Raw genomic sequence first — 23007 nt, 5'->3', positions numbered from 1 at the left:
GGGACGGTCACGACGAGCGCGACCACGCTGGTCAGGGCACCGAGACCAGGACGTCGATCGCGTGACCGGTGAGCAGGTCACGACCCCGCAGGGCCTCGAGCTCCACGAGGAACGAGAGCCCGATGACGTCCGCACCGCACCGCTGCAGCAGGGCCACCGTGGCCGCCGCGGTGCCGCCGGTGGCGAGCACGTCGTCGATGACCAGCACGCGGGCACCCTCGGGGACCGTGGCCGGGTGGATCTCGATGGTGGCCGTGCCGTACTCGAGCTCGTAGGACTCCGACGCGGTCGGGCCGGGGAGCTTGCCGGCCTTGCGCACGGGGAGAACCCCGGCCCCGAGCGCCACCGCCACGGGTGCGGCGAGCAGGAAGCCGCGCGCCTCCATGCCGGCCACGAGGTCGACCGGGCCGTCGACGCGGCCGGCGATCTCGGCGATCACGTCGGCGAACGCGGACGCATCCGCCAGCAGCGGCATGATGTCGCGGAACATGATGCCCGGCTGCGGGTAGTCCGGTACCAACCGGACGAGCTCGTCGATGCGGCGCAGCACGTCCGCACGCGCGACGGGGACGCCCGTGGGCGCCCCCGTCGCGCGCTCGGGAACGGTCATCGCTTCCGCTTGGGCTGCGCCGCGATGCCCTGGTGCGCACCCGGCTTGAGCGCGCCGACCGCCACGCGGACCTGACCGGCGGAGACCGGGTCGTCCTCGCCGGCCTCGGCACGCGCCTTGCGGGCGTCCAGGACCTTCTTGGTGTGCTCGCGGATCGCCGGCTCGCGCTCGCGCAGGGCGACCTCGAACGGGGTGGCCAGGAAGATCGACGAGAACGTGCCGATGAGCATGCCGACGAACAGGGCCAGCGCGATGTCCCGCAGCGTGCCCGCACCGAGGACGAACGCCCCGACGAAGAGGATCGCGCTCACGGGGAGCAGGGCGACGACGGAGGTGTTGATCGAGCGCACCAGCGTCTGGTTGACCGCGAGGTTCGCCTTCTCGGCGTAGGTGTACCGCGACTGCATGAGAGTGTCGGAGGTGTTCTCCCGCACCTTGTCGAACACGACGACCGTGTCGTAGATCGAGTACCCGAGGATCGTCAGGAAGCCGATGACCGTCGCCGGCGTGACCTCCCAGCCGACGGCGGCATACACGCCGACGGTGATGATCAGGTCGTGGAACAGCGCGATCAGCGCGGCAATCGCCATCCGCCAGTTGCGGAAGTAGACCGTCATGACGATGGTCACGAACAGCAGGAACACCAGGATGCCGGTGATGGCCTTCTGCGAGATGTCCGCACCCCACGACGGGCCGATGAACGAGCTCGTGACGTCGGTCGCCGCCGACACGTCGTACGCGGCGGCCAGGGCGTTCTTGACCTCGGTCACCTGGTCATCGGTGAGGGTCGAGGTCTGGATGCGCAGGGCGTTGGAGCCGACCGTCGTGACCTTCGGCTGCTCCTCCGGCGAGATCGCCAGGACCGTGTCGGTGGCCAGCTGCTGATCAGTCTCGGCGACGTTGGAGACGACGAACTCGGAGCCGCCCCGGAACTCGATTCCCGGGTTCAGGCCAGGCTTGACGAGGAAGACCGCGGACAGGACGACGAGGATCGTCGAGATCGTGAACCAGATCTTGCGCCGACCGACGATGTCGTACGAGCGACGGCCGGTGTAGAGGTCGTTGCCCCACTGGGCGAATCCGGCGGCCATCAGTGCTCGTTCCCCTCGGTGCGCCCGGACTCGGGCTCGGCGTCCTGGGTAGGTGCGTCGACCGGGGCGTCCTTCGCCACGGCCTTCTGCTCGGCGGCACGGGCCGCAGCCCGACGCTCAGCGATCGTCAGACCGCTGGTGCCCCCGCCGACGGCGACAGGCACGCGCGGGGTCGGCTCGGCGTCGACAGGTGCGTCCTCGACCGCCTCGTCCTCGACCCCGGAGGGCCGCGGGCCGTGCACGACGCGACCGCGTCCGACATACCGCGTCTCGGGAGCCCCGAGGCGACGCGGGTCGAGACCGGAGAGCCGGTGACCCTGGCCGAAGAACTTCGTCCGCGCGATGAGCTGCATGAGCGGGTGCGTGAACATGAAGACCACGAGCACGTCGATCAGGGTCGTGAGACCGAGGGTGAACGCGAAGCCGCGGACGCTGCCGACCGCGAGCAGGTAGAGAACGATCGCGGCGAGGAAGTTCACCGCGTCGGACGCCAGGATGGTGCGCCGGGCGCGCTCCCAGCCACGGTCGACGGCCGCGACGAGGGTGCGCCCCTCCCGCAGCTCGTCACGGATGCGTTCGAAGTACACGATGAACGAGTCCGCCGTGATGCCGATGGCCACGATCAGACCGGCGACACCGGGCAGCGAGAGCCGGTACCCCTGGGTCCACGAGAGCAACGTGATGATGCTGTACGTGAGCGTCCCGGCGATCACCAGCGACGCCACCGTCACCAGACCGAGCGCCCGGTACTGCAGGAGCGAGTAGAGCACCACGAGGCCGAGTCCGATGAGGCCGGCGAGCAGCCCCTTCTCCAGCTGCTCGGACCCGAGGGTCGCCGAGATCTGCTCCTTGCTCTCCACGGTGAACGTGAGCGGCAGCGAGCCGAAGTTGAGCTGGTTGGCCAGGCTTGCCGCAGACTCGCGCGTGAACGTGCCGGAGATCTCCGCCTTGCCGTCCGCGATGATCACGCCGGTGGCGAGGCTCGGAGCCGAGATCACGAGGCCGTCGAGAACCATCGCGAACTGGTTCTGCGGCGGCGAGCCCGCGAGGCCCTGCAGGCGGGTGGTCACGTCGGTGAACTCTGTGGTGCCCTGCGAGTCGAACGCGATGTTGACGACCCACTTGTTGCCCTGACCGCCGCTGGGCAGCTGGTTCAGGCCGGAGGTCGCGCTGGAGATCCGCGCGCCCTCGATCTCCACCGGACCAAGGATGTACTTCGCGCTACCGTCCTGGTCGCACGTGACGAAGGCCTTGTCCGGGTCCCCGTTGACGCCGCCGGTGAGGTTGGCGGGATCGGTGCAGTCCAGGGCGTCGAACTGGGCCTGGACCGCCGGGGTGACGTAGTACGCGATGTCGCTGGGGCTGTCGGGCGCCGCCTTGCTGGGCACGTCCGACGGCTCCTCCGCCGCGGCGGTGGGCGTGGGGGTCGGAGCCGGCGCGGCCGGGTCCGTCGCGGCCGCGGACTCGGTCGGCTCCGGGGTCGGGGTCGTGTCCGTCGGCGTCGGGTTGCCGTAGGCCAGCACGGGCCGGAACGCCATCTGCGCCGAGGTCTCGACCAGCGCGATGGTCTCCTCGCTCGGGTTGCCGGGGAGCGCGACCACGATCTTGCCGCCGCTCTGGCTGGTGATCTCGGCCTCGGCGACACCCGAGGAGTCGACCCGCTGACGGATCACGTCGATCGCCTGGGCGATCGTCTGCGACGTGACCTCCTCACCGTTGTCCGCGACCGGGGTCAGGATGATCTGCGTCCCGCCCTCGAGGTCGAGCGCGAGGTTCGGCGTCCACGTCGCGGTGGACCACTTGGTCCCCGCAGCGATGGTGCCGAGGAGCGCGAAGATGAGGATCCCGAGCACGACGAGCGTGCGGACGGGCCTCTGACGGCGTGTAGGAGGAGCCAACGGAGTTCTTCTCTCGTGCGCGCACCGACCGCGGAAGGCGGCCCGTGGGGTCGAGGTCCGGGCGTCGTCACCCGGACCGAACGGTCTACTTGGTGTCCGGCTCCCCGTCCTTGCGGGCGGGCGGCAGCGAGGACAGGTCGTCCGGGACATCGATCACGTCGTCGTTCGCGCGGCTGATGCGGTCCGCATCGGTCACCACGTCGTTCTCGTCGTCGACGTCGTCCTCGAGCTCGTCGTCGTCGGCGTCGTCGATCTCCTCGACCGGCGGCTCGATCTTCTTGGCGATCGCCGCGCGGATCCAGCGCGTCTGGGCGCCGGGGCTCGACTCGAGCGTGATCACGTCGTCCTCGACGGCCACGACGGTGCCCAGAAGACCGGACGCCGTCATGACCTCGTCGCCCGCCACGAGGTTGTTCCGGAACTCCTGCGCCGCACGCTGCTGCTTGCGTGTACGGCTCGACATGAGCCAGAGGGCGCCCAGGGCGATGGCCAAGATGAGCATGAGTTCCACGGCGGTACGGCTCCGATCAGGGTGATGTGTCCGCCGCAGTCTAGGCGCAGCGGCTCGCCGCTCCAACGCACAGGCCCCCGCGGGGGTTCCGAGATCTGCGCTTTCGGGCGGCGGCTCAGCCGAACAGTGTGCCCGACCCGTGGGGCACCTCGAGACCGAGGTGCGCCCAGGCCGCCGGGAGGGCGATCCGACCGCGTGGTGTACGTCCGACAAGACCCTCGCGCACCAGGAACGGCTCGGCGACCGTCTCCACCGTCTCGGGCTCCTCGCCGACCGCCACCGCGAGCGTGGTGAGCCCCACCGGTCCGCCGCCGAACCGCGTGCACAACGCCGTCAGCACGGCGCGATCGAGCCGGTCCAGCCCGAGGTCGTCGACCTCGTAGACCTCGAGGGCAGAGCGCGCCGCAACCAGGCTGAGCGTGCCGTCGCCGCGCACCTCGGCCCAGTCGCGCACGCGCCTGAGCAGCCTGTTCGCGATGCGGGGCGTGCCGCGCGAGCGCGAGGCCAGCTCGGCGGCAGCGGGATGCTCCAGGGGCACGCCGAGCAGGCCGGCCGACCGGACGAGCACCCGCTCGAGCTCGTCGGACGAGTAGAAGTCGAGGTGTGCCGTGAAGCCGAACCGGTCGCGCAGCGGCGCCGGGAGCAGACCGGCGCGGGTGGTGGCGCCCACCACCGTGAACGGCGGCAGGGTCAGCGGGATCGCGCTGGCGCCCGCTCCCTTGCCCACGATGACGTCGACCCGGAAGTCCTCCATGGCCATGTAGAGCAGCTCCTCGGCGGGCCGTGCCAGCCGATGGATCTCGTCCAGGAAGAGGACCTCGCCCTCCTCGAGCGAGGACAGGACCGCCGCCAGGTCGCCCGCATGCTGGATGGCCGGTCCGCTGGTCACCCGCAAGGGGGCGCCCATCTCGGCGGCGATGATCATGGCGAGCGTCGTCTTGCCCAGGCCGGGCGGTCCGGACAGGAGGACGTGGTCAGGCGCCTTCCCGCGGGCGCGCGCGGCGTCGAGCACGAGCGAGAGCTGGTCCCGCACCACGCGCTGGCCGACGAACTCGTCGAGCCGTCGGGGACGCAGAGCCGCCTCGGCGGCACGCTCGAGGTCGTCGGCGCCGGACTGGACGAGCGACTCTGCCGCGAAGCGCTCGGTGACGAGCTCCTCGTACTCGTCAGCCATGCCCGCCACCCAGCGTCCGGAGCGCGGCGCGCAGCACGCCGGCGACCTCGTCGGCCGCCACCGGGCCTTCCGTGCCCTCGAGGACGGTCGACACCGCGTCACCGGCCGCGCGCGCGTTCCAGCCGAGGCCGACGAGGGCCTCGACCACCTGGTCGCGGCGGTCGCCGCCGAACACCGCGGCCGCCGGGGCGGACACGTTCGCGGGGGCCCCGATCCGGTCCTTGAGCTCGAGCACGATGCGCTGCGCGCCCTTCAGGCCGATGCCGGGCACGCGCTGCAGGGCCTTGAGGTCCTCGTCGAGCACCGCGCGCCGCAGGCCGTCGGGCGTGTGCACCGCGAGCATCGCCAGCGCCAGCCGGGGACCGACACCGCTGACGGTCTGCACGGTCTCGAAGACCTCGCGCTCGTCGGCGTCGGCGAACCCGAACAAGGTCAGCGCGTCCTCCCGGACCAGCAGCGACGTCGCCAGCTGCGCGGTGGAGCCCACCCGCAACCCCGCGAGGGTGGCCGGTGTCGCGTGCACGAGCAGCCCGACTCCCCCGACCTCGACCACCGCGGCGTCGAGCCGCAACGCCTGCACCGTGCCGTGGACCGACGCGATCACCCGGCCACCTCCATCAGTCGAGAACGAATCTGCTGACGGACACTCTGGCACACGCAGACGAACACGTGTACGAAGACACGCGGTCAGCCGCGGCGCCGGGCCGCCTGCTCGGCGGTGGCCCACGCCCGCTGCGCCGCGGTCATCGAGCCCGGCGCACGCTGGGGTGCACCGAGCGCACCGGCGGGTCGCCACAGGTGGCACACGGCGAGTGCCAACGCGTCGGCCGCGTCCGCCGGCCGGGGGAGCTCGTCGAGCTGGAGCAGCCGCTGCACCATCGTCTGGACCTGCGCCTTGTCCGCACGCCCGTTGCCGGTCACCGCGGCCTTGACCTCGCTGGGCGTGTGCAGCGCGACGGGGATCCGGCGGCGTGCCGCGGCGACCATCGCGATGCCGGCGACCTGCGCGGTGCCCATGACGGTGCGCAGGTTCTGCTGGGCGAACACCCGCTCGACGGCGACCGCGTCGGGCGCGTGCTCCTCGAGCCACTCCTCGATCTGCCGCTCGATGAACAGGAGCCGCTGGTCGACGTCCCACAGGGCGTCGGACGTCGCGACGCCGACGGCGACCATGGACAGTCGACGCGACGAGAGACCGTCGACGACGCCGAGACCGCACCTGGTCAGGCCGGGGTCGACTCCGAGGACGCGCACGGGCTCATGCTCGCAACCGATCGGGCGACCGACAGGGAGGCGCGCAGGTAGCTCCTCCTGCTCGCAACCGATCGGGCGACCGACAGGGAGGCGCGCAGGTAGCTCCTCCTGCTCGCAACCGATCGGGCGACGGACCGGGAGGCGCGCAGGTCAGTCCTCCTCGAGCTCCGCCATGACCTCGTCGGAGGCGTCGAAGTTCGCGTAGACGTTCTGCACGTCGTCGGAGTCCTCGAGGGCGTCGATGAGGCGCAGGATCTTGCGCACACCCTCGGCGTCGACCTCGATCTGCGTGGCGGGCCAGAACACGACGTCGGCGGAGTCGTACTCGATGCCGGCGTTCTGCAGGGCCGTGCGGACGGGGACGAGGTCGGTCGCCTCGGAGAGGACCTCGAACGCCTCGCCGATGTCGTTGACCTCTTCGCCGCCGGCGTCGAGGACCGCCTCGACCACGGAGTCCTCGTCGGTGCCCTCCTTGGGCACGATGACGACGCCCTTGCGGGAGAACAGGTAGGAGACCGAGCCGGGGTCGGCCATCTGGCCGCCGTTGCGCGTGAACGCCACGCGGACGTCGGACGCGGCGCGATTGCGGTTGTCGGTCAGGCACTCGACCAGCACCGCGATGCCTCCGGCGCCGTAGCCCTCGTACATGATCGTGGAGTAGTCGGCGCCACCGGCCTCCTGGCCGGACCCGCGCTTGACCGCGCGGTTGATGTTGTCGATCGGGACCGAGTTCTTCTTGGCCTTCTGGACCGCGTCGAAGAGCGTCGGGTTGCCCGCGAGATCACCGCCGCCGGTGCGCGCGGCCACCTCGATGTTCTTGATCAGCTTGGCGAAGAGCTTGCTCCGCTTGGCGTCGACCACGGCCTTCTTGTGCTTGGTGGTGGCCCACTTGGAGTGACCCGACATCGCTTCAGCAACCCCTTCGTCTTCTGTGCATGTCCGGGTGCCCCGGAGCCGGCTGCCGCGCCGGTCCTCACAGGCTGTCGCGGACGATCTCTACGAACAGTTGGTGCACCCGGGTGTCCCCGGTGACCTCCGGGTGGAACGAGGTCACGAGCAAGGGGCCCTGGCGGACGGCCACGATCCTACCGGCGGCGGGACCCGACTCGACGCGGCCCAGCACCGTGGCGGCGGGACCGACCTCCTCGACCCACGGCGCCCGGATGAACACCGCGTGCACCTGCCCGTCCACACCCTCGATCGACAGGTCGGTCTCGAACGACTCCACCTGCCGCCCGAATGCGTTGCGGCGCACGGTGACATCGACCCCGCCGAGCGTCTGCTGCCCCTCGATCCCGCCGATCACGCGGTCGGCCAGCAGGATCATCCCCGCGCAGGAGCCGTACGCGGGCATCCCGGCGCGCAACCGCTCCTGGACCGGACCGAACAGCTCGAACGCCCGCAGGAGCTTGTCGATGGTCGTCGACTCGCCACCGGGGATCACCAGGGCGTCGACCGTGTCGAGCTCCCGCTGCCGACGCACGGGCACGGCGTGCGCACCCACGGACGTGAGGGCGTGCACGTGCTCGCGCACGTCACCCTGCAGGGCGAGGACTCCGACGGTCACGGTCACGACGGGCGAGTCTAGGCGTCGCGGACCGGTGCTTCGTCGACGGTCCTACTCCCGGGCCAGACCGAGATGTCGCGTGACGCCGTCCCACGCCGGCAGCAGGCCGCGCACCAGCTCGACCAACCGGTCGGGGAACACCTCGAGGTCCACCAGGTCCAGGTCGTCGAGCGCCCACCAGCGCAGCTCGTCGATGACGTCGAGCTCCAGGTCGGTCCAGCCGGCCCGGTCGACCGCGGCGAACGCGGCGGCGGGGACGCGCGCCAGGTAGAGGATCTCGTCCTGCCGGCAGTGCTCGGCGTAGAAGTCGAAGATCGCCGACCGGGTGAACACCGGGCCGAGGACCTGCGCAGGGTCCAGCACGATGCCGGTCTCTTCGCGGACCTCGCGCACGGCGGCGGACAGCGCGTCCTCGCCGTCGTCGATCCCCCCGCCGACCGTGAACCACCAGCTGCGGTCGGGCTGGTCGGCGTCGTGCCCGCGGATCAGCAGCACGCGGTCGTCCTCGTCGAGCAGGATCACGCGGGCAGCCTCGCGGAACAGCAGACCGTCGTCGCCCCGGCGCCACTCCGTCCCGAGCGCGTGCACGGGGCCGCCGCCGTCGACGCTCGACCTGGAGGGCACGGCAGAGGCCGCGGACGGATCGTCCGCGGCCTCCGACATGGCGTGGTCCTGCGTCACCAGCCGCGCTCGGCGAGGCGGTGCGGCTCCGGCACGTCCTCGACGTTGATGCCGACCATGGCCTCACCCAGGCCACGGGAGACCTTGGCGATGACGTCCGGGTCGTCGAAGAACGTGGTCGCCTTGACGATCGCCGCGGCACGCTCGGCGGGGTTGCCCGACTTGAAGATGCCGGAGCCGACGAACACGCCCTCGGCGCCGAGCTGCATCATCATCGCGGCGTCCGCCGGGGTGGCGATGCCACCCGCGGTGAACAGCACGACGGGGAGCTTGCCCGCCTGGGCGACCTCCTTGACCAGGTCGTACGGCGCCTGCAGCTCCTTGGCGGCGACGAACAGCTCGTCCTCCGGCAGCGAGGTGAGGCGGCGGATCTGGTCGCGCAGGGTGCGCATGTGGGTCGTGGCGTTGGAGACGTCACCCGTGCCGGCCTCGCCCTTGGAGCGGATCATCGCCGCGCCCTCGGTGATGCGGCGCAGGGCCTCGCCCAGGTTCGTGGCGCCGCAGACGAAGGGAACCGTGAAGGCCCACTTGTCGATGTGGTGCGCGTAGTCGGCGGGCGTGAGCACCTCGGACTCGTCGACGTAGTCGACACCGAGCGACTGCAGCACCTGCGCCTCGACGAAGTGGCCGATCCGGGCCTTCGCCATGACGGGGATGGAGACGGCCTCGATGATGCCGTCGATCAGGTCCGGGTCGCTCATGCGCGCGACGCCGCCCTGGGCGCGGATGTCGGCGGGCACGCGCTCGAGGGCCATCACGGCGACAGCTCCGGCGTCCTCGGCGATCTTCGCCTGGTCCGCGGTGACAACGTCCATGATGACGCCGCCCTTGAGCATCTCGGCCATCCCCCGCTTCACGCGGGCGGTGCCGATGACGCCGGCGTGCGTCGCGGTGGTGGGCTGGCTGTTCTCGCTGGTCACGTCGAGCCTCACAGATCGTGGTGCGGTCGGGGTGTGCGGCCGCGTCAGCGGCCTGATCGGGCAATCGTAGACCGTGCTCGACGCACGTCCGGGCGCGTCTCAGCGCGGGGAGGTGGTCTCCGCGGGGCCGCTGCGCGCGCCCGGACGGCCGAGGTTCTCGGGCCATGCGTCGTCCATCTCCAGGCTGCGCGGCTCGGGCGCGTGGCCGGCCAGCCGCAGCAGCCGGACCAGCGGACCGCGCCGGGCGCGCGCCGTCTGGGCGACCGCCTCGTTGTGGAACCGACGGGCCAGCTGCACGCGGTACCAGGACGAGGCGAGGAGCCCGATCAGCTCCTCACCTGCGGGGTCGGCGCGCAGCGCGGCCACCTCCTCGGGCTCGTCGAGAGCCTCGCGCAGCGTCGCCGACAGCTCGCTCTCGATGCCTCCTCGGTCGACCTCCAGCAGGGCAGCACCACCCGCGGGCGCGTCGTCGGGACCCACCAGTGCGAGCAGGTCGGCAGGCAGCTCGCTCGTCCCCGTTGACAGCGCGGCCCACGCGGCCTCGCCGACGAGCACCGAGCTCACGGGATCGAGCAGACCCGACGTCGCGATCTCTGCCGCGACCGTCGCGCGGCGGACCAGCTGGGCGTCGAGCACCGCGCGGGACGTCCCGACCTTGCGGTGCAGGCGGTCCAGGCGCGACGCCGCCACCCACAGCCACCACCCGGCGAGCGCGAGGACGATCGTCACGTAGACCGTGATCTCGGACCACCTCATCGGGACTCACCCCTGTTTCGGCGCAGCTCGAGCAGCCGCGCGCCCCGCACCGACGACGGGTCCTCGCCGACGGGTGACTGCCGCCCCGCGACGACCATCTCGTAGACGGCCAGCACCTGGTCCGTCACGGTCGACCAGTCGTACTGCCGGACGACCTCGAGCGCGTGCGCGGAGACCCTGGCCCGCAGCTCCGGGTCCTGCAGCACCCGCACGAGCGTGCGCGCGAGGTCCTCGCTGTCGCCCGTGCGGAACAGCTCGCCGGCCTCGCCGTCGTCGAGCACGCGGGAGAACGCACCGAGGTCGCTGGCGACGACGGTGGCTCCCGCGCTCATCGCCTCGACCAGGACGATCCCGAAGCTCTCGCCGCCGGTCTGCGGACCGCAGTAGACGTCGACCGAGGCCAGCAGGTTCGCCTTGTCGTCGTCGGAGATCCCGCCGAGGAACTCGACGGCCGCGGCAGCTTCCTCGCCCAGCAGCTCGCGCACCTCCTCCGGACCGGTCTCACCGCGACCGGCGACGAGGAAGCGGGCACCGGGGATGACGGCGAGCACGCGCGGGACGGCCTCGAGGAGGACCGGCAGGCCCTTGCGCGCCTCGTCGAGCCGCCCCAGGAACGCGATGGTGGGCCGCTCGGGAGTTCCGGTCCAGCGCGGGTCCGGCTGCGCCGCGGTGAACGCGTCGACGTAGACCCCGTTGGGGATCACCACGGCGTCGCCGCCCATGTGCTCGACCAGGGTGCGGCGAGCGTCCTCCGACACGGCGATCCGGGCGGAGATCTTCTCCAGGGACTGCCGCACCAAGGGGTAGGCCATCTGGAGCGGCCTCGACCGGATCAGGGCGGTGTGGAACGTGGCCACGATCGGCCCGTCGGCGATCCACAGGGCGAGCATCCCGAGGCTGGGCGTGACCGGCTCGTGCAGGTGCAGGACGTCGAACTCCCCCGCCGCGAGCCACTTGCGGACGCGCGCGGCCGTCACCGGACCGAACGTCATCCGCGCGACCGCCCCGTTGTACCGGACCGGGATGGCACGGCCGGCCGCGGTCATGTACGGCGGGATCGGCGTCTCGTCGTCCGCGGGCACCAGGACCGAGACGTCATGCCCGCGGGCGATCAGCGCCTCGGCCAGGTCCCGCACGTGGAACTGCACCCCGCCGGGGACGTCGTAGGAGTACGGGCACACGATCCCGACCCGCAGCGCCCGCTCCGCCTTGCGCGGGCTCACGACGCGCTCCCCTGCGCCGCGAGCATCGCCTCGTAGCGGGCGGGGTCCAGGTCCTCGACGAACACCTTCTGCAGCATGTGCCAGTCCTGCGGGCGTTGCCGGACGCCCGCGGCGAACTCGTCGACCCAGGCCTGCGTCATCGCGCGCACCCGGTCGGCACGCGGCACGCCGGCCGGCATCTCGATCGCCTTGTTGAACTGGATGACGATGCCCCACGGCGACCCGGCCGCCCGACGCTGCGCGCCACGGAGCCGCTCGTAGTAGATGACCGTGGTGACCAGCGGCGCACCGGTCGTCACCGACAGCGCGGCGGGACCCGCGGCCACGCGCGCCTTGTGTCCGAACAGGTCCACCTCGAGACCCTTGGCCGTGAGGTCGCGGTCCGCGAGCAGGGGCAGCAGACCCGCGCCCCCGCGGGCCGCGCGCACCAGACCCCGGAACACGTCTCCCCCACCCGTCAGCGGGAAGATCGTCATCCCGATGCTCTCCCGGAACGCGACGAACTCCTGGAACAGCTCCTCGGGCTCGAGGCGCTCGGCCACCGTGGTGACCGGCGCGATCGCTCGGGTGGAGTACGCGCCGGCGAGGTCCCAGTTGCCGGTGTGGCCGAGCGCGAGGATCACGGCCTGGCCCTGGTCCGTGAAGCGACGCAGGTTCTCCATGCCGACGGCCCGGACGCGCGCGTCGACCTGCTCCGGGGACATCGTCGCGAGGGCGAACGCCTCCCCGAAGTAGCGCATGTACGACCGCATGCCCGCACGACTGAGCCTGCGCAGCCCGCGCGCGTCCAGCTCGGGACGCACGCGTGCGAGGTTCTTCTCCAGCTGGCGGACGCCCCCGCCGTGCCGCAGCCAGGACACGTCCGCCGCGAGGTCGCACAGGGCGCGCAGCACCGCGCCGGGCAGCCTGCCGGCCACCTTCCACGCGAGGGCGTAGGCGCGGGCGACGTCGACCTTCACTCGGACACCTGCGCCGCGGCCTGGCGGTACACCTTGCTCATCCGCTGCACGATCGTCACGGCCGACGCGAGCGCGAGCAGGGCGAGCACGACGGTGAGGACGACGTCCGGTGCGCCGAAGCCGACCGCCGCGGTCGCCACGAGCACGAGAGCGAGCCGGTCGGCCCGCTCCGCGATGCCGCCCGAGGCGGTCATGCCGAGACCCTCGGCGCGTGCCCTCGCGTACGGCACGATCGAGCCGAGCACGAGGCACGCCAGCGCCAGGACCGCGGTGAGCCGGTCGTCCCCGCCTGCGGTGAACCACAGGACGAGCCCGGCGAAGATCGCGCCGTCGCCGAACCGGTCGAGGGTGGAGTCGAGGAACGCGCCCCACGGTCCGGACCGGCCCGCCTGGCGTGCCATCACGCCGTCGAGCGAGTCGGTGAGCACGAAGACTGCGATGACCAGGGTGCCGACGAGCAGGTGTCCGGTGGGGAACGCCCACAGCGCGGTGACGACGACGACGAGGGTTCCCGCGATCGTCACCGCGTCCGGCGAGACGCCCAGCCGCAGGAGCGCCCTGGCGATCGGGGTGAAGAAGCGCGTCATGGCGCCGCGCAGTCCGTTCAGCACGTGCCGATCATCCCTTCGATCCGGTCGGCCAGGCGGCCGCCAGCCGTGCCCGCGTGTCGCCCAGCAGCTCGGGCAGCGCGCGGCTGCGCCCGACGATCGGCAGGAAGTTCGAGTCCCCACCCCACCGGGGGACGACGTGCTGGTGCAGGTGAGCCGCGATGCCCGCACCCGCCACGTCGCCCTGGTTCATACCGAGGTTGAAGCCCTGCGGCGCCGACACCTCGCGCAGGACGCGCATCGCCGTGCGGGTGAGCTCGGCGACCTCGGTGACCTCGGCCTCCGTCAGGTCCGTGTAGTCGGCGACGTGCCGGTACGGGCAGACCAGCAGGTGACCGGAGTTGTACGGGTACAGGTTGAGCACCACGTACGCGACCTCGCCGCGCGCGACGATGAGTCCGTCCTCGTCGGACAGCGTCGGAATGCGGCAGAACGGGCACCCCTGGCCGGCCTCGCGGTCGACCGGCTTGTCCTGGCCGCCCAGGTACGCCATCCGGTGCGGTGTCCACAGCCGTTGGAAGCCGTCCGGCACGCCGGCGAAGTGGTCGGCGGGCTCGCTCACGCTCAGACCTGCACGCGGTCGCGCACCGCCGAGACGATCCGCTCGATCGCCTCCGCGACCGGCACACCGTTGTCCTGGCGGCCGTCGCGGTAGCGGAACGACACGGCCCCGGCGTCCGCGTCCTCGCCGCCCGCGATGAGCACGAACGGGATCTTCTGCGTGCTGGCGTTGCGGATCTTCTTGCCGAACCGGTCGTCGGACCGGTCCACCTCGGCACGGATCCCCTGCGCGCGCAGCTGCGACACGACGTCGTCGAGGTACCCCTCGAACGGCTCCGCGACGGGCACCGCGAGCACCTGCACGGGCGCCAGCCACGCGGGGAACGCACCGGCGTAGTGCTCGGTCAGCACGGCGAAGAACCGCTCGATGGACCCGAACAGCGCGCGGTGGATCATCACGGGCCGCTGGCGAGTGCCGTCGGGCGCGGTGTACTCGAGCTCGAACCGCTCCGGCAGGTTGAAGTCGAGCTGGATGGTCGACATCTGCCAGGTGCGTCCCAGCGCGTCCTTCGCCTGCACGGAGATCTTCGGACCGTAGAACGCGGCACCGCCCGGGTCCGGAACCAGGTCCAGACCCGAGGCCTCGGCCACCTGGCGCAGGGTCTCGGTGGCCTCGTCCCAGGCCGCGTCGGAACCGACGGACTTCTCCGGGTTCTTGGTGGACAGCTCCAGGTAGAAGTCGTCGAGCCCGTAGTCCTTGAGCAGGTCGAGCACGAAGGTCAGCAGGCTGGTCAGCTCGTCCTTCATCTGCTCGCGGGTGCAGTAGATGTGCGCGTCGTCCTGGGTAAACCCGCGCGCGCGGGTCATGCCGTGGACCACACCCGACTTCTCGTAGCGGTAGACGGTGCCGAACTCGAAGAGCCGCAGCGGCAGCTCCCGGTACGAGCGCCCGCGCGCCGCGAAGATCAGGTTGTGCATCGGGCAGTTCATCGGCTTGAGGTAGTAGTTCTGCCCCTGCTTGCGGATGTTGCCCTCGGCGTCGCGCTCCTCGTCCAGGGTCATCGGGGGGTACATGCCCTCCGAGTACCAGTCGAGGTGCCCCGAGATCTGGAACAGCTGCTCCTTGGTGATGTGCGGGGTGTTGACGAACGAGTACCCCGCCTCCACGTGCCGCCGGCGGGAGTAGTGCTCCATCTCCATGCGGATGATGCCGCCCTTGGGGTGGAACACGGCCAGCCCGGAGCCGATCTCCTCCGGGAAGGAGAACAGGTCCAGCTCGTTGCCCAGCTTGCGGTGGTCGCGGCGCTCTGCCTCGGCGATGCGCTCGAGGTAGGCGCGCAGCTCGTCCTTCGTCGGCCACGCGGTGCCGTAGACACGCTGCAGCTGCGGGTTCTTCTCCGACCCGCGCCAGTAGGCGGCCGCCGACCGGGTCAGCTGGAAGCCGTTGCCGAGCACCCGGGTGCTCGGCACGTGCGGCCCGCGGCACAGGTCCTGCCACACGACCGCCTCGCTCTCGCGGCCGGCTCCACGCACGTTCTGGTAGATGCTCAGGCCACCGAGCCCGACCTCCACGGACGCACCGTCGGCCGCCGTCGGGTCGCCCTTGAGGCCGATGAGCTCCAGCTTGTACGGCTCCTCGCGCATCTCGGCGCGGGCCTGCTCCTCGGTGACGTCCCAGCGCCGGAAGGTCTGCCCCTCCTTGACGATCCGGCCCATGACCTTCTCGATCGCCTTGAGGTCGTCGGGGGTGAACGGGGTGTCCACGTCGAAGTCGTAGTAGAAGCCGTCGGTGATCGGCGGGCCGATGCCGAGCTTGGCCTTCGGGTTGACCTCCTGCACGGCCTGCGCGAGCACGTGCGCGGCGGAGTGCCGCAGCACCGCGAGGCCGTCCGGCTCCTCGATGGTCACGGCCTCCACGACGGCGCCGTCCGGCAGAGGCAGGTGCAGGTCACGGAGCTCGCCGTCCACGCGGGCGACGAGGACGTCGCGGCGGGCGGAGTACAGGTCGGTACCCGTCGTCCCCGGCTCCACCGTGGTCGCGATCCCGTCGACGGTCAGGGTGATGAGCTCGGGCACCGGTACAGCCTCCTTCGTGGCCGCTCGCCCTGGCGGCGAGCCCCTCGATGCTACCGGCGGGCTCGTCGCCCCCCGGACCTCTTATGCACGACAGAAGGGGCCGACCCGTCTGGGCCGACCCCTTCTGATCGAGTGGGCGATACCGGACTCGAACCGATGACCTCCTCGGTGTGAACGAGGCGCTCTACCAACTGAGCCAATCGCCCGTCGTCGCCGGCGACGCCATCGCTGCGACACGCCGGTACGCAGAGAGGACGTGCACCCGCGGGTGACATCGAGGAGGATGCTACCCGTGTCGGGTCTAGAATCCGAAACGCGTCGCACGCAGGTCGTGGCGCTGGCGTCAAGAGGGTGCGCCGTCCCCAAGATGGGTGCTGTCACCTGGTCTCTCGAGCCACCCGCGCGTCCCTCCGGGTGAACTCGCAGCGCCTACCGGTCCAATCGGGCATCTGGCCTGCCATGATGGGACCTCCAGCCCTTGCGAACAGGAGGACCCGATGCCGAGCTCGACTTATGACGTCGTCGAGGTCGTCGCCATGCAGCTCATCGGGTCCGACGCCAGCGTCATCCCCGTGAGCGCCGAGTTCTCCTTCAGAACCTCCGATCCGTACACGGTGCGCGCGGTCTTCACCGGCCCCCACACCATGTCGACCTGGCTCATCGGCCGCGAGCTCCTCTCTCTGGGGATGCACGCGACGGCCGATGCCCCCGCCGGGACCGGTGACGTGCAGGTGTGGCGTGACGAAGACCCCGACTACACGCTCGTGTCGCTCAGTGGTGTCGAGGGCAGCGCGCTGCTCGCCGCCCCCACGGAGCCCATCGAGCGATTCCTCGCCGGAACCGAGGCCCTCGTGCCTCTGGGCACGGAGAGCGACCGCATGGAAGGCGAGATCACGGCGCTGATCGCCGCGCTGCTGACAGCCTGACCACAGCTCACGCCGACCGGTTCCGCCTGAGGCGGGGCCGGTCGTCGCATGTCCGGACGCGGTCAGGGGTCGAGGTCGTCCGCCAACCGTGCCTGGAACAGCTGCTGCGCCTGCCTCGAGAGCGGCCCCACGACGACGTCGGTGCCGTCGAGGCTCACGACGGGCGAGACGTTGCGGATGGAGCCGCTCATCGTCAGGTGCGCGGTCCCGCCGGCGACCTCGTCGAGCACCTCGTACCGGAGCTCCCCCGGCGCCGCCTCCCGGACCGGGTGCCCCGCGGCGGCCGACCACTCGAGCAGGAGCTCGCGGGTGATGCCGGCCAGGCAACCGCTGGACAGCGGTGGGGTCACCAGCTCGCCGTCGCGCTCGACGAAGACGTTGGACGCCGTGCCCTCGCAGAGCTCCCCGACGGTGTTCGCCAGCAGGGCCTCGTCGGCGCCCTGCCGGTACGCCTCGGCCACGGCGACCACGTTCTCCGCGTACGACGTCGTCTTCAGGCCGGCGACCGCCGACCGTTCGTTGCGCACCCACGGCACCCGCACGACGCGCGAGACCTCGGACCGCGCGCCCGGCCCCGCCAGGACGAGGACGCTCTGGCGCTGGTCCTCGGGCGCGAACCGGTAGGAGCCCAGCGGACCCGGCCCGCCCGTGAGCGTGATCCGCAGCCGGCCCGTGTCCGGTCCGGCGGCGGCGAGCACCGCAGCGACCCCGTCGCGCACCGCGTCCTCGTCGGGCTCGGCCAGGCCGATGCCAAGCGCGGACCGCTTCAGGCGTCGCAGGTGACGAGTGAGCGCGAACGCGGTGCCGTCGTAGACCGCGCACGTCTCGAACACCCCGTCGCCGACGGTCAGCCCGTGGTCGATGCCCGACAGGAGAAGGTCCTCCGGACCGTGCAGACGACCGTTCGACCAGATCACGACACCCATCGGGTCAGTCTGTCACCGGCTCGACACGGACGCCGGAGGCGAGGCCGACGAGCCGCGCGGCCTTGAGCTCGGTCTCGGCCCACTCGGCCTGCGCGTCGCTCCCCCACGTGATCCCCGCACCCGTACCGAACCGCAGCACGCCGTCCTCCCACCAGAACGTGCGGATGCCGACGGCGAGCTCCGCCCGCACCGAGCCGTCGGGGCTCACCTCGATCCACCCGACCGCTCCGCAGTACGGCCCCCGCGGGGCGGTCTCCAGGGCGGCGATGATGTCGAGGGCCGACGACTTCGGGGCGCCCGACACCGACCCCGGCGGGTACGTGGCATCCAGCAGCCGCGCCCACAGGTCAGGGGCTCGCACGACGTCGTCGGCCAGGACGCCCTGGACCGTGCTGACGAGGTGGACCAGGCCGGGGTGGTGCTCCTCGCCCAGCAGGGTCGTCACCTCCACGGTGCCCGGCACGCACACGCGCTGCAGGTCGTTGCGCACGAGGTCGGTGATCATGACGTTCTCGGCGCGGTCCTTGTCCGTCAGCGCGTCCGCGGTGACCGCCGTCCCCTTGATGGGACCCGACGTCACCACACCGTCCTCCACCCGCAGGAACAGCTCGGGCGACGCCGTGACCACCCAGGCCTCTCCCGGCACGTGCAACCCGCCCGCGTAGGGCGCCGGGTTGCCCGCCGCCAGGACTGCACCCAGTGCGCGCGCATCCGGCTCGTCGTGCAGAGGCGCACTGAGCACGCGGCAGAGGTTCGCCTGGTAGACGTCGCCCTCCTGGATGCGGTCGCGCACCCGGTCCACCGCGGAGACGTACTCGGCACGGTCCAGAGACGAGACCCAGGCAGTCACGTCCGGCCCGGTCCAGGCACTCGTCGTCGTCGGACCCGTGGTCCTGGTCTCGGCGAAACGCCACGCCCGGACACGTCCCTCGAAGTCCCCGACGACCGCCCACCAGCCCGGCACCGAGAGCCGCTCGGGCTCGGCCCGCACGTCGACGACCTCGACGACACCCCTCGCCTGCACGCCCGCGAACCACGCGACGCCACGGGAACGGAGGGTCTGCTCAGGCACCCGCACACGCTATCGACCGGCACCCCGACCACCCGCGATCCGCACGATCACCCGGCTGCCGGGAGCCAGTTGGACTCTCGCGGAGATCGTCAGTTAGAGTTCGGGACGCACACGGAACACCGGTGAATGCCGGAACGACGTGCTGTGCGGACGTGGCTCAGTGGTAGAGCATCACCTTGCCAAGGTGAGGGTMGCGGGTTCGAATCCCGTCGTCCGCTCGGAGGCAGACACTCCTGATCGGCTGACCGCAGCCGCTGAGGACTGCGGTCTCAGGGTGGAGTGGCCGAGTGGCGAGGCAGCGGCCTGCAAAGCCGTATACGTGGGTTCGAATCCCATCTCCACCTCGTAGCAGCTTCTTGTGTTTCACCCCATGCATGACCCGGCTTGATCCCCGGGCGATTGGCGCAGCGGTAGCGCGCTTCCCTGACACGGAAGAGGTCACTGGTTCGATCCCAGTATCGCCCACCAGCATCACCGCAGGTCAGAGGCCCTTTCCGTCTCACGACGGAGAGGGCCTCTGCCGTACGGCGGAGCATCGGCGGAACACCAGCATCAGTTCCTGTTCCGCGACGGCCCGCCTGTCACCGCTCCCCCGTACCGTCCGCCGCATGGACTACACCGACCGCATCCGCGTACTTCGAACCGCACCGCACCACGACGCATCATCCCGATGCGGTTCGGAATGGCCCAGCGCAACCGATCAGCGGTGCGGCGCTGACACCACCGCGCGATCAATGGCAGCGCCCAGTCATCTGCGATCAACCCTCACCACTCGGCGTGGCACGCGTATGAGGAGGTCGTCGGACGGACGCCCGGGCTCGTCGGGAGCCGATGTGAGCTGGACCGGACCTCTCGTTGTTGGGGAGTCGTGTGACAAGCGATCCGGCCGCATCTGTCACTGACGTGCGAGCTACGAGGGCTACCGACCTCACGCAGGCATCGCCGCGACCGCGTCACCCAGGCGGGTGCCTGCCCTGGATCCGGGCGGCCAACGCCGCGGCGACCAGCTCGACGAAGTCGTCCGGGATCGCCTCAGCGATGTCGGCCGCCGTCACGGCACCGGGGTCACGCGCCAACAGAGTCACGACGCCGTTCGTGACGTTGCCCACACCCGCGGCGATGATGTCCGCCTGGGTGTGGATGTGCGGGAGCCGGTTCGTGTTCGGGACCACCTGCCCCATGGCTATCTCCATGCGTCCTACCGCCGCGAGGACCAGGCCCATGGCGAAGCGATCGTCCTCGTTGTACATGTCGTCCTCCATCTCGGGGCTGACGTCGAAGAGGCCGGCGGCTAACGTCGCCTCCCAGTGCCACGGTTCCTGCTGGCCGTTCTTCGGGTTGTTGTCCTCGGCCCACTTCGGATGGTGCCAGCCGAAATCGGGAGCGTTCGCCTTCATCCAGAGGTACTCGGCTGATTCCTCCACATTCACGCCGGACCCGAAGTCGATGGCCCGGCCCCACCCGTGGTTCGACGTTCCCGGTTTGGCGGCGAAGGAGCCCAGATCAGCCTTCAAGCTCACCTGCTCATCGAACGTCCGGTACGCGTCGGTGATCTTGAGTGCCTTCCCGAACCTCTCCTGGAACGCTGTCCGGAGTGCCTCGGTCTGCGCGACGAACTCGCGCGCCACACGCTGATTGGTGCCCGAGATAGTGGCGAGCATGCTCTCCGGCAAGAGCCCGTTGAGGATCGCGACCGGGGTCATGGCCAGCCGACCTCGATCGTGCCCCGCCCTGGTGCACGCTGGATGCCCACGAGTCCCGTGCCCTTCCGAGCCGTCCGCGACGATCCGCGGCGCCGTCGGTGCGGCCGCGGTGTCTCGCAGCACATCCAGGCTAGCGTCCCGACCGTGTTACGGGGAGGCCTGGTCAATGTGGCTCGAGCTGACCAGCTCGCCGGCACCCCGCCCACCGGTCACGCGCACCCGCACCACCAGCACCCGCAGCCTGGCTCTGCATCCGGCAGACCATCGGCCCCGAACAGCACTGGCACGCCTGGGTGCCAGCGGACCGCGTCCTGTAGCGCACCGTGCAGCTGCCGCCCGACCCATGCCCCAGCCGGCCCGGCGGCGCGTGCACGTCGGGCACCGGGTCCTCGAAGAGGTCGGCGGGGTCGTCGAGCTGCGCGAGTCCGGCAAGACCCGCGGCTCTGACCGGTGGATCCCCATTCCGGACCGCGTCGTCGACCTCCTGGCCGAGCACATCGCGCAGCAGGACCGCCAGCGCGGACAGCTCCTCTTCACGGCCGAGCGCGGCGTCCACGTTCGTCGCGACAACCTGCGACGCCGTGTGTGGGATCCCGCGGTCGCGTCAGCAGTCGTCGACGGGAGCCCGGTGCCTTAGATCACGATGCGGAACCTGCGGCACACCGCGGCGTCGTGGATGCTCGCGGCTGGGCTGCCACCCATCGAGGTCGCGCACCGCCTCGGGCACTCCAAGCCGTCGACCACGCTCGACACCTACGCCCGGTTCCAGCCGCGCGCCGACGACGTCGCGGACCCGTACGCCGACGTGTTCCGGCGGAACATTGGCGGAACATCAGCCGAGAGTCCGGGGGTGGCGCGGAGTAGCGCGTAGGGATCTATAGGGCCTCTGACCTGAGCCGATGCACCAACCCGCAGATCAGACGGCATCGCCTGACTTCCCCGACACGGAAGAGGTCACTGGTTCGATCCCAGTACCGTCCACCATGTGTGTGCAGGTCAGCGGCGCGAGTCCCCCCGGGACCGCGCCGCTTCCTGCATTCTGGAACCGCTGTGGCACCGCGGGCGACCGGTGACGGACGGTCGAGGGCGGATGCCCCAGACCCTGCTACTCGGTCACCGTCGTCGCGCCGCGGATCGCCGCGACCACGTCGAGGATCGCATCGCTGGTCGCGGCGGAGTCGTCCTGGTCCGAGACGAGCTCGTCGTGAGTCGCTCCGGCGATGACGCGGTGGGTGCTGTTGCTCGACATCTGGGCGATGCGCTCGTGGCTCGCAGTCAGCGCGGCGTCGGTACCGGTACCTGCGGTCAGGACGACCAGTGGCCGTGCGCCGAAGTCGGTGAACGATGCCGCTTCGCCCATGGACCGGTTGGCCTGGGCGAACTCGTCGATGAAGCTGCGGAGGTTGCTGCCGGTTGCGGTGGATGCGCGCACCTCGCTCCCGGACCGGGGCGGCAGGCCGGCGCCTTCGGTCGTCGCGTACAGACGCGTCAGGCCGAGCCGGGCAGAGGTTGACAACAAGGTGGCGAGCCGGTCGACGGGGTCGTAGCGGCTCGGTCGGTCGGAGCCTGCGGGCACGGGCTGATCGCGGGGGGCGGTCGTGTCGACGATCACCAAGCCGGCGATCTGGTCGGGGTAGCGGGCAGCGTAGGTCAGCGCGTACAGGCCCCCGAAGGAGTGGCCGGCCAACACGTACGGTCCGGGAACGTTCGCCTGCTCCAGCAGCGTGTGCAGGTCGACGGCGATCTGCGTCGCGTCCTGGGCGGTCTCCACCGGGTCGCTGCCGCCGCGGCCGGGGCGGTCGTACACGCAGACGCGGGTGCTCGCTGCGACCCGGGGTGCGATCCATGCCATCTGAGCAGACATCGCGCCACCACCGGGCTGCAGGAGGACGGTCGGGCTTCCGGTACCGGTGCACTCCAGGTGCAGCGACCGCCCACCGACGTCGATCGAGTGTCCGGTGATTCGTGTCGACGGGTCGGTAGCTGCGCCGAGCGTCTCGTACATCCCGCCCACCGCGGCAACCGCCAGCATCGCGGTCACCGGGTACAGCAGCCAGCGTCGGCTCCGGCTCTGCAGGTGGCGGCGGGACTGAGCGACCATCCAGACGACCAGCACCAGCACGGCCGGAGGCCAGACCCAGCCCAGGACCGGGTCCACCGAAGACCCCAGCGTCAGGAGGAGGAACCCGCCGATGCCCATGACGACGGCAGGGACGGCCGCCCACGACTGGGGCTGGTCCGTCATCCGCACCGACAGAAGAGCGAGCATCGCCCAGCCGAGCGCGAACCCGCACAGCACCGCACCGGTGACGGCCGCTTCCTGCGGGGGGACGAAGGGTGCGGCGGCCAGCAGCAGCGCGGACAGGAGACCGCTGATCAGCGAACCGGCCACGACCCATCCGATGTGTCCAGATCGTGCGGGCGAGCGCACGCTCGACCGGTCCTTCGTCGTCTCGGGGTTCTCGTACGTCGTAGACATGATGAGCGCTCTCCTCAGCTTGGATGGTGGACGCCGTGGGGGTTCCGAATCGCCGTCGTGTCGAGCCTCGCG

At 71.0% G+C, this 23007-nt stretch carries 24 protein-coding genes and 4 tRNA genes; 6 read left to right on the top strand and 22 right to left on the bottom strand.

Going from position 1 to position 23007, the window contains the following annotated elements; translation table 11 throughout:
• Positions 1-31 precede the first annotated feature (31 nt).
• The 18 genes from AC1DXT_RS14215 to AC1DXT_RS14130 all read right to left on the bottom strand — a co-directional run bounded on the left by AC1DXT_RS14215 (position 32) and on the right by AC1DXT_RS14130 (position 16035).
• On the bottom strand, positions 32-610 hold the full coding sequence (locus AC1DXT_RS14215) for an adenine phosphoribosyltransferase (protein ID WP_477061958.1): 579 nt from the start codon (positions 608-610) through the stop codon (positions 32-34).
• Positions 607-1701, bottom strand: coding sequence for a protein translocase subunit SecF (gene secF / locus AC1DXT_RS14210; protein ID WP_477061957.1), 1095 nt, complete (start codon positions 1699-1701; stop codon positions 607-609). Before secF ends, AC1DXT_RS14215 begins: the two co-directional genes overlap by 4 nt.
• The gene (secD, locus tag AC1DXT_RS14205; protein ID WP_477062287.1) at positions 1701-3545 is read right to left on the bottom strand and encodes a protein translocase subunit SecD; all 1845 of its coding nucleotides are present in this window, start codon (positions 3543-3545) and stop codon (positions 1701-1703) included. The genes secF and secD overlap by 1 nt, the downstream gene beginning before the upstream one ends.
• A gap of 139 nt (positions 3546-3684) precedes the next feature.
• Positions 3685-4101: a preprotein translocase subunit YajC gene (gene yajC / locus AC1DXT_RS14200; RefSeq protein ID WP_477061956.1), complete on the bottom strand. Its 417-nt coding sequence runs from the start codon at positions 4099-4101 to the stop codon at positions 3685-3687.
• Between the two features lie 124 nt (positions 4102-4225).
• Positions 4226-5284, bottom strand: coding sequence for a Holliday junction branch migration DNA helicase RuvB (gene ruvB, locus AC1DXT_RS14195; protein ID WP_477061955.1), 1059 nt, complete (start codon positions 5282-5284; stop codon positions 4226-4228).
• A complete protein-coding gene (gene ruvA, locus AC1DXT_RS14190; protein WP_056095076.1) occupies positions 5277-5888 on the bottom strand; it encodes a Holliday junction branch migration protein RuvA in 612 nt (203 codons plus the stop codon). The genes ruvB and ruvA overlap by 8 nt, the downstream gene beginning before the upstream one ends.
• 83 nt (positions 5889-5971) lie before the next feature.
• A complete protein-coding gene (gene ruvC / locus AC1DXT_RS14185) occupies positions 5972-6538 on the bottom strand; it encodes a crossover junction endodeoxyribonuclease RuvC (protein WP_477061954.1) in 567 nt (188 codons plus the stop codon).
• Positions 6539-6688: 150 nt separating this feature from the next.
• Positions 6689-7444: a YebC/PmpR family DNA-binding transcriptional regulator gene (locus AC1DXT_RS14180; protein ID WP_477061953.1), complete on the bottom strand. Its 756-nt coding sequence runs from the start codon at positions 7442-7444 to the stop codon at positions 6689-6691.
• A 67-nt stretch (positions 7445-7511) separates the two neighbouring features.
• On the bottom strand, positions 7512-8111 hold the full coding sequence (gene pdxT / locus AC1DXT_RS14175) for a pyridoxal 5'-phosphate synthase glutaminase subunit PdxT (RefSeq protein WP_477061952.1): 600 nt from the start codon (positions 8109-8111) through the stop codon (positions 7512-7514).
• A gap of 45 nt (positions 8112-8156) precedes the next feature.
• Positions 8157-8768 (bottom strand): NUDIX hydrolase, encoded by a 612-nt coding sequence (locus AC1DXT_RS14170; RefSeq protein ID WP_477061951.1) that lies wholly within the window; start codon positions 8766-8768, stop codon positions 8157-8159.
• Positions 8769-8782: 14 nt separating this feature from the next.
• Complete coding sequence (gene pdxS, locus AC1DXT_RS14165) at positions 8783-9706, bottom strand: pyridoxal 5'-phosphate synthase lyase subunit PdxS (RefSeq protein ID WP_477061950.1); 924 nt, start codon at positions 9704-9706, stop codon at positions 8783-8785.
• Positions 9707-9805: 99 nt separating this feature from the next.
• On the bottom strand, positions 9806-10462 hold the full coding sequence (locus AC1DXT_RS14160; protein ID WP_477061949.1) for a hypothetical protein: 657 nt from the start codon (positions 10460-10462) through the stop codon (positions 9806-9808).
• Positions 10459-11685, bottom strand: a complete 1227-nt coding sequence (locus AC1DXT_RS14155) for a glycosyltransferase family 4 protein (protein ID WP_477061948.1) — start codon at positions 11683-11685, stop codon at positions 10459-10461. The genes AC1DXT_RS14160 and AC1DXT_RS14155 overlap by 4 nt, the downstream gene beginning before the upstream one ends.
• The gene (locus tag AC1DXT_RS14150; RefSeq protein WP_477061947.1) at positions 11682-12644 is read right to left on the bottom strand and encodes a phosphatidylinositol mannoside acyltransferase; all 963 of its coding nucleotides are present in this window, start codon (positions 12642-12644) and stop codon (positions 11682-11684) included. Before AC1DXT_RS14150 ends, AC1DXT_RS14155 begins: the two co-directional genes overlap by 4 nt.
• A complete protein-coding gene (pgsA, locus tag AC1DXT_RS14145) occupies positions 12641-13255 on the bottom strand; it encodes a phosphatidylinositol phosphate synthase (RefSeq protein ID WP_477061946.1) in 615 nt (204 codons plus the stop codon). Before pgsA ends, AC1DXT_RS14150 begins: the two co-directional genes overlap by 4 nt.
• Positions 13256-13262: 7 nt before the next feature.
• On the bottom strand, positions 13263-13814 hold the full coding sequence (locus AC1DXT_RS14140; RefSeq protein WP_477061945.1) for an HIT family protein: 552 nt from the start codon (positions 13812-13814) through the stop codon (positions 13263-13265).
• 2 nt (positions 13815-13816) lie between these two features.
• Positions 13817-15829 (bottom strand): threonine--tRNA ligase, encoded by a 2013-nt coding sequence (gene thrS / locus AC1DXT_RS14135; protein ID WP_477061944.1) that lies wholly within the window; start codon positions 15827-15829, stop codon positions 13817-13819.
• Positions 15830-15962: 133 nt separating this feature from the next.
• A tRNA-Val gene (locus AC1DXT_RS14130) sits at positions 15963-16035 on the bottom strand.
• 366 nt (positions 16036-16401) lie between these two features.
• Here AC1DXT_RS14130 and AC1DXT_RS14125 point away from each other — a divergent pair.
• Positions 16402-16755 carry an SsgA family sporulation/cell division regulator gene (locus tag AC1DXT_RS14125; RefSeq protein ID WP_477061943.1) on the top strand — a complete coding sequence of 118 codons (354 nt, stop codon included), beginning with the start codon at positions 16402-16404 and terminating at the stop codon, positions 16753-16755.
• 62 nt (positions 16756-16817) lie between these two features.
• Here AC1DXT_RS14125 and AC1DXT_RS14120 read toward each other — a convergent pair whose 3' ends face one another.
• The gene (locus AC1DXT_RS14120; protein ID WP_477061942.1) at positions 16818-17681 is read right to left on the bottom strand and encodes an aminotransferase class IV; all 864 of its coding nucleotides are present in this window, start codon (positions 17679-17681) and stop codon (positions 16818-16820) included.
• A gap of 4 nt (positions 17682-17685) precedes the next feature.
• Positions 17686-18753 carry a chorismate-binding protein gene (locus AC1DXT_RS14115; RefSeq protein WP_477061941.1) on the bottom strand — a complete coding sequence of 356 codons (1068 nt, stop codon included), beginning with the start codon at positions 18751-18753 and terminating at the stop codon, positions 17686-17688.
• A 146-nt stretch (positions 18754-18899) separates the two neighbouring features.
• Between AC1DXT_RS14115 and AC1DXT_RS14110 the strand changes: the two genes are divergently transcribed.
• The 3 genes from AC1DXT_RS14110 to AC1DXT_RS14100 all read left to right on the top strand — a co-directional run bounded on the left by AC1DXT_RS14110 (position 18900) and on the right by AC1DXT_RS14100 (position 19221).
• A tRNA-Gly gene (locus AC1DXT_RS14110) sits at positions 18900-18971 on the top strand.
• A gap of 55 nt (positions 18972-19026) precedes the next feature.
• Positions 19027-19097: transfer RNA gene (locus tag AC1DXT_RS14105), tRNA-Cys, on the top strand.
• Between the two features lie 49 nt (positions 19098-19146).
• Positions 19147-19221: transfer RNA gene (locus AC1DXT_RS14100), tRNA-Val, on the top strand.
• Positions 19222-19706: 485 nt separating this feature from the next.
• Here AC1DXT_RS14100 and AC1DXT_RS14095 read toward each other — a convergent pair.
• The gene (locus AC1DXT_RS14095) at positions 19707-20456 is read right to left on the bottom strand and encodes a M15 family metallopeptidase (RefSeq protein ID WP_477061940.1); all 750 of its coding nucleotides are present in this window, start codon (positions 20454-20456) and stop codon (positions 19707-19709) included.
• A 343-nt stretch (positions 20457-20799) separates the two neighbouring features.
• Here AC1DXT_RS14095 and AC1DXT_RS14090 point away from each other — a divergent pair, with 343 nt between their 5' ends.
• On the top strand, positions 20800-21093 hold the full coding sequence (locus AC1DXT_RS14090) for a hypothetical protein (RefSeq protein ID WP_477061939.1): 294 nt from the start codon (positions 20800-20802) through the stop codon (positions 21091-21093).
• 6 nt (positions 21094-21099) lie between these two features.
• Entirely contained in the window at positions 21100-21327 is a 228-nt protein-coding gene (locus AC1DXT_RS14085) for a tyrosine-type recombinase/integrase (RefSeq protein ID WP_477061938.1), read from the top strand.
• Positions 21328-21561: 234 nt separating this feature from the next.
• On the opposite strand, the gene AC1DXT_RS14080 is transcribed toward AC1DXT_RS14085, so the two are convergent.
• Complete coding sequence (locus AC1DXT_RS14080; RefSeq protein ID WP_477061937.1) at positions 21562-22935, bottom strand: alpha/beta fold hydrolase; 1374 nt, start codon at positions 22933-22935, stop codon at positions 21562-21564.
• Between the last annotated feature and the right edge of the window lie 72 nt (positions 22936-23007).

This window comes from Cellulomonas sp. P1_G12_2 (genome assembly GCF_056405535.1).
Note: the sequence above shows the minus strand (reverse complement) of the source record. Positions and strands in the feature narration are given on the sequence as shown.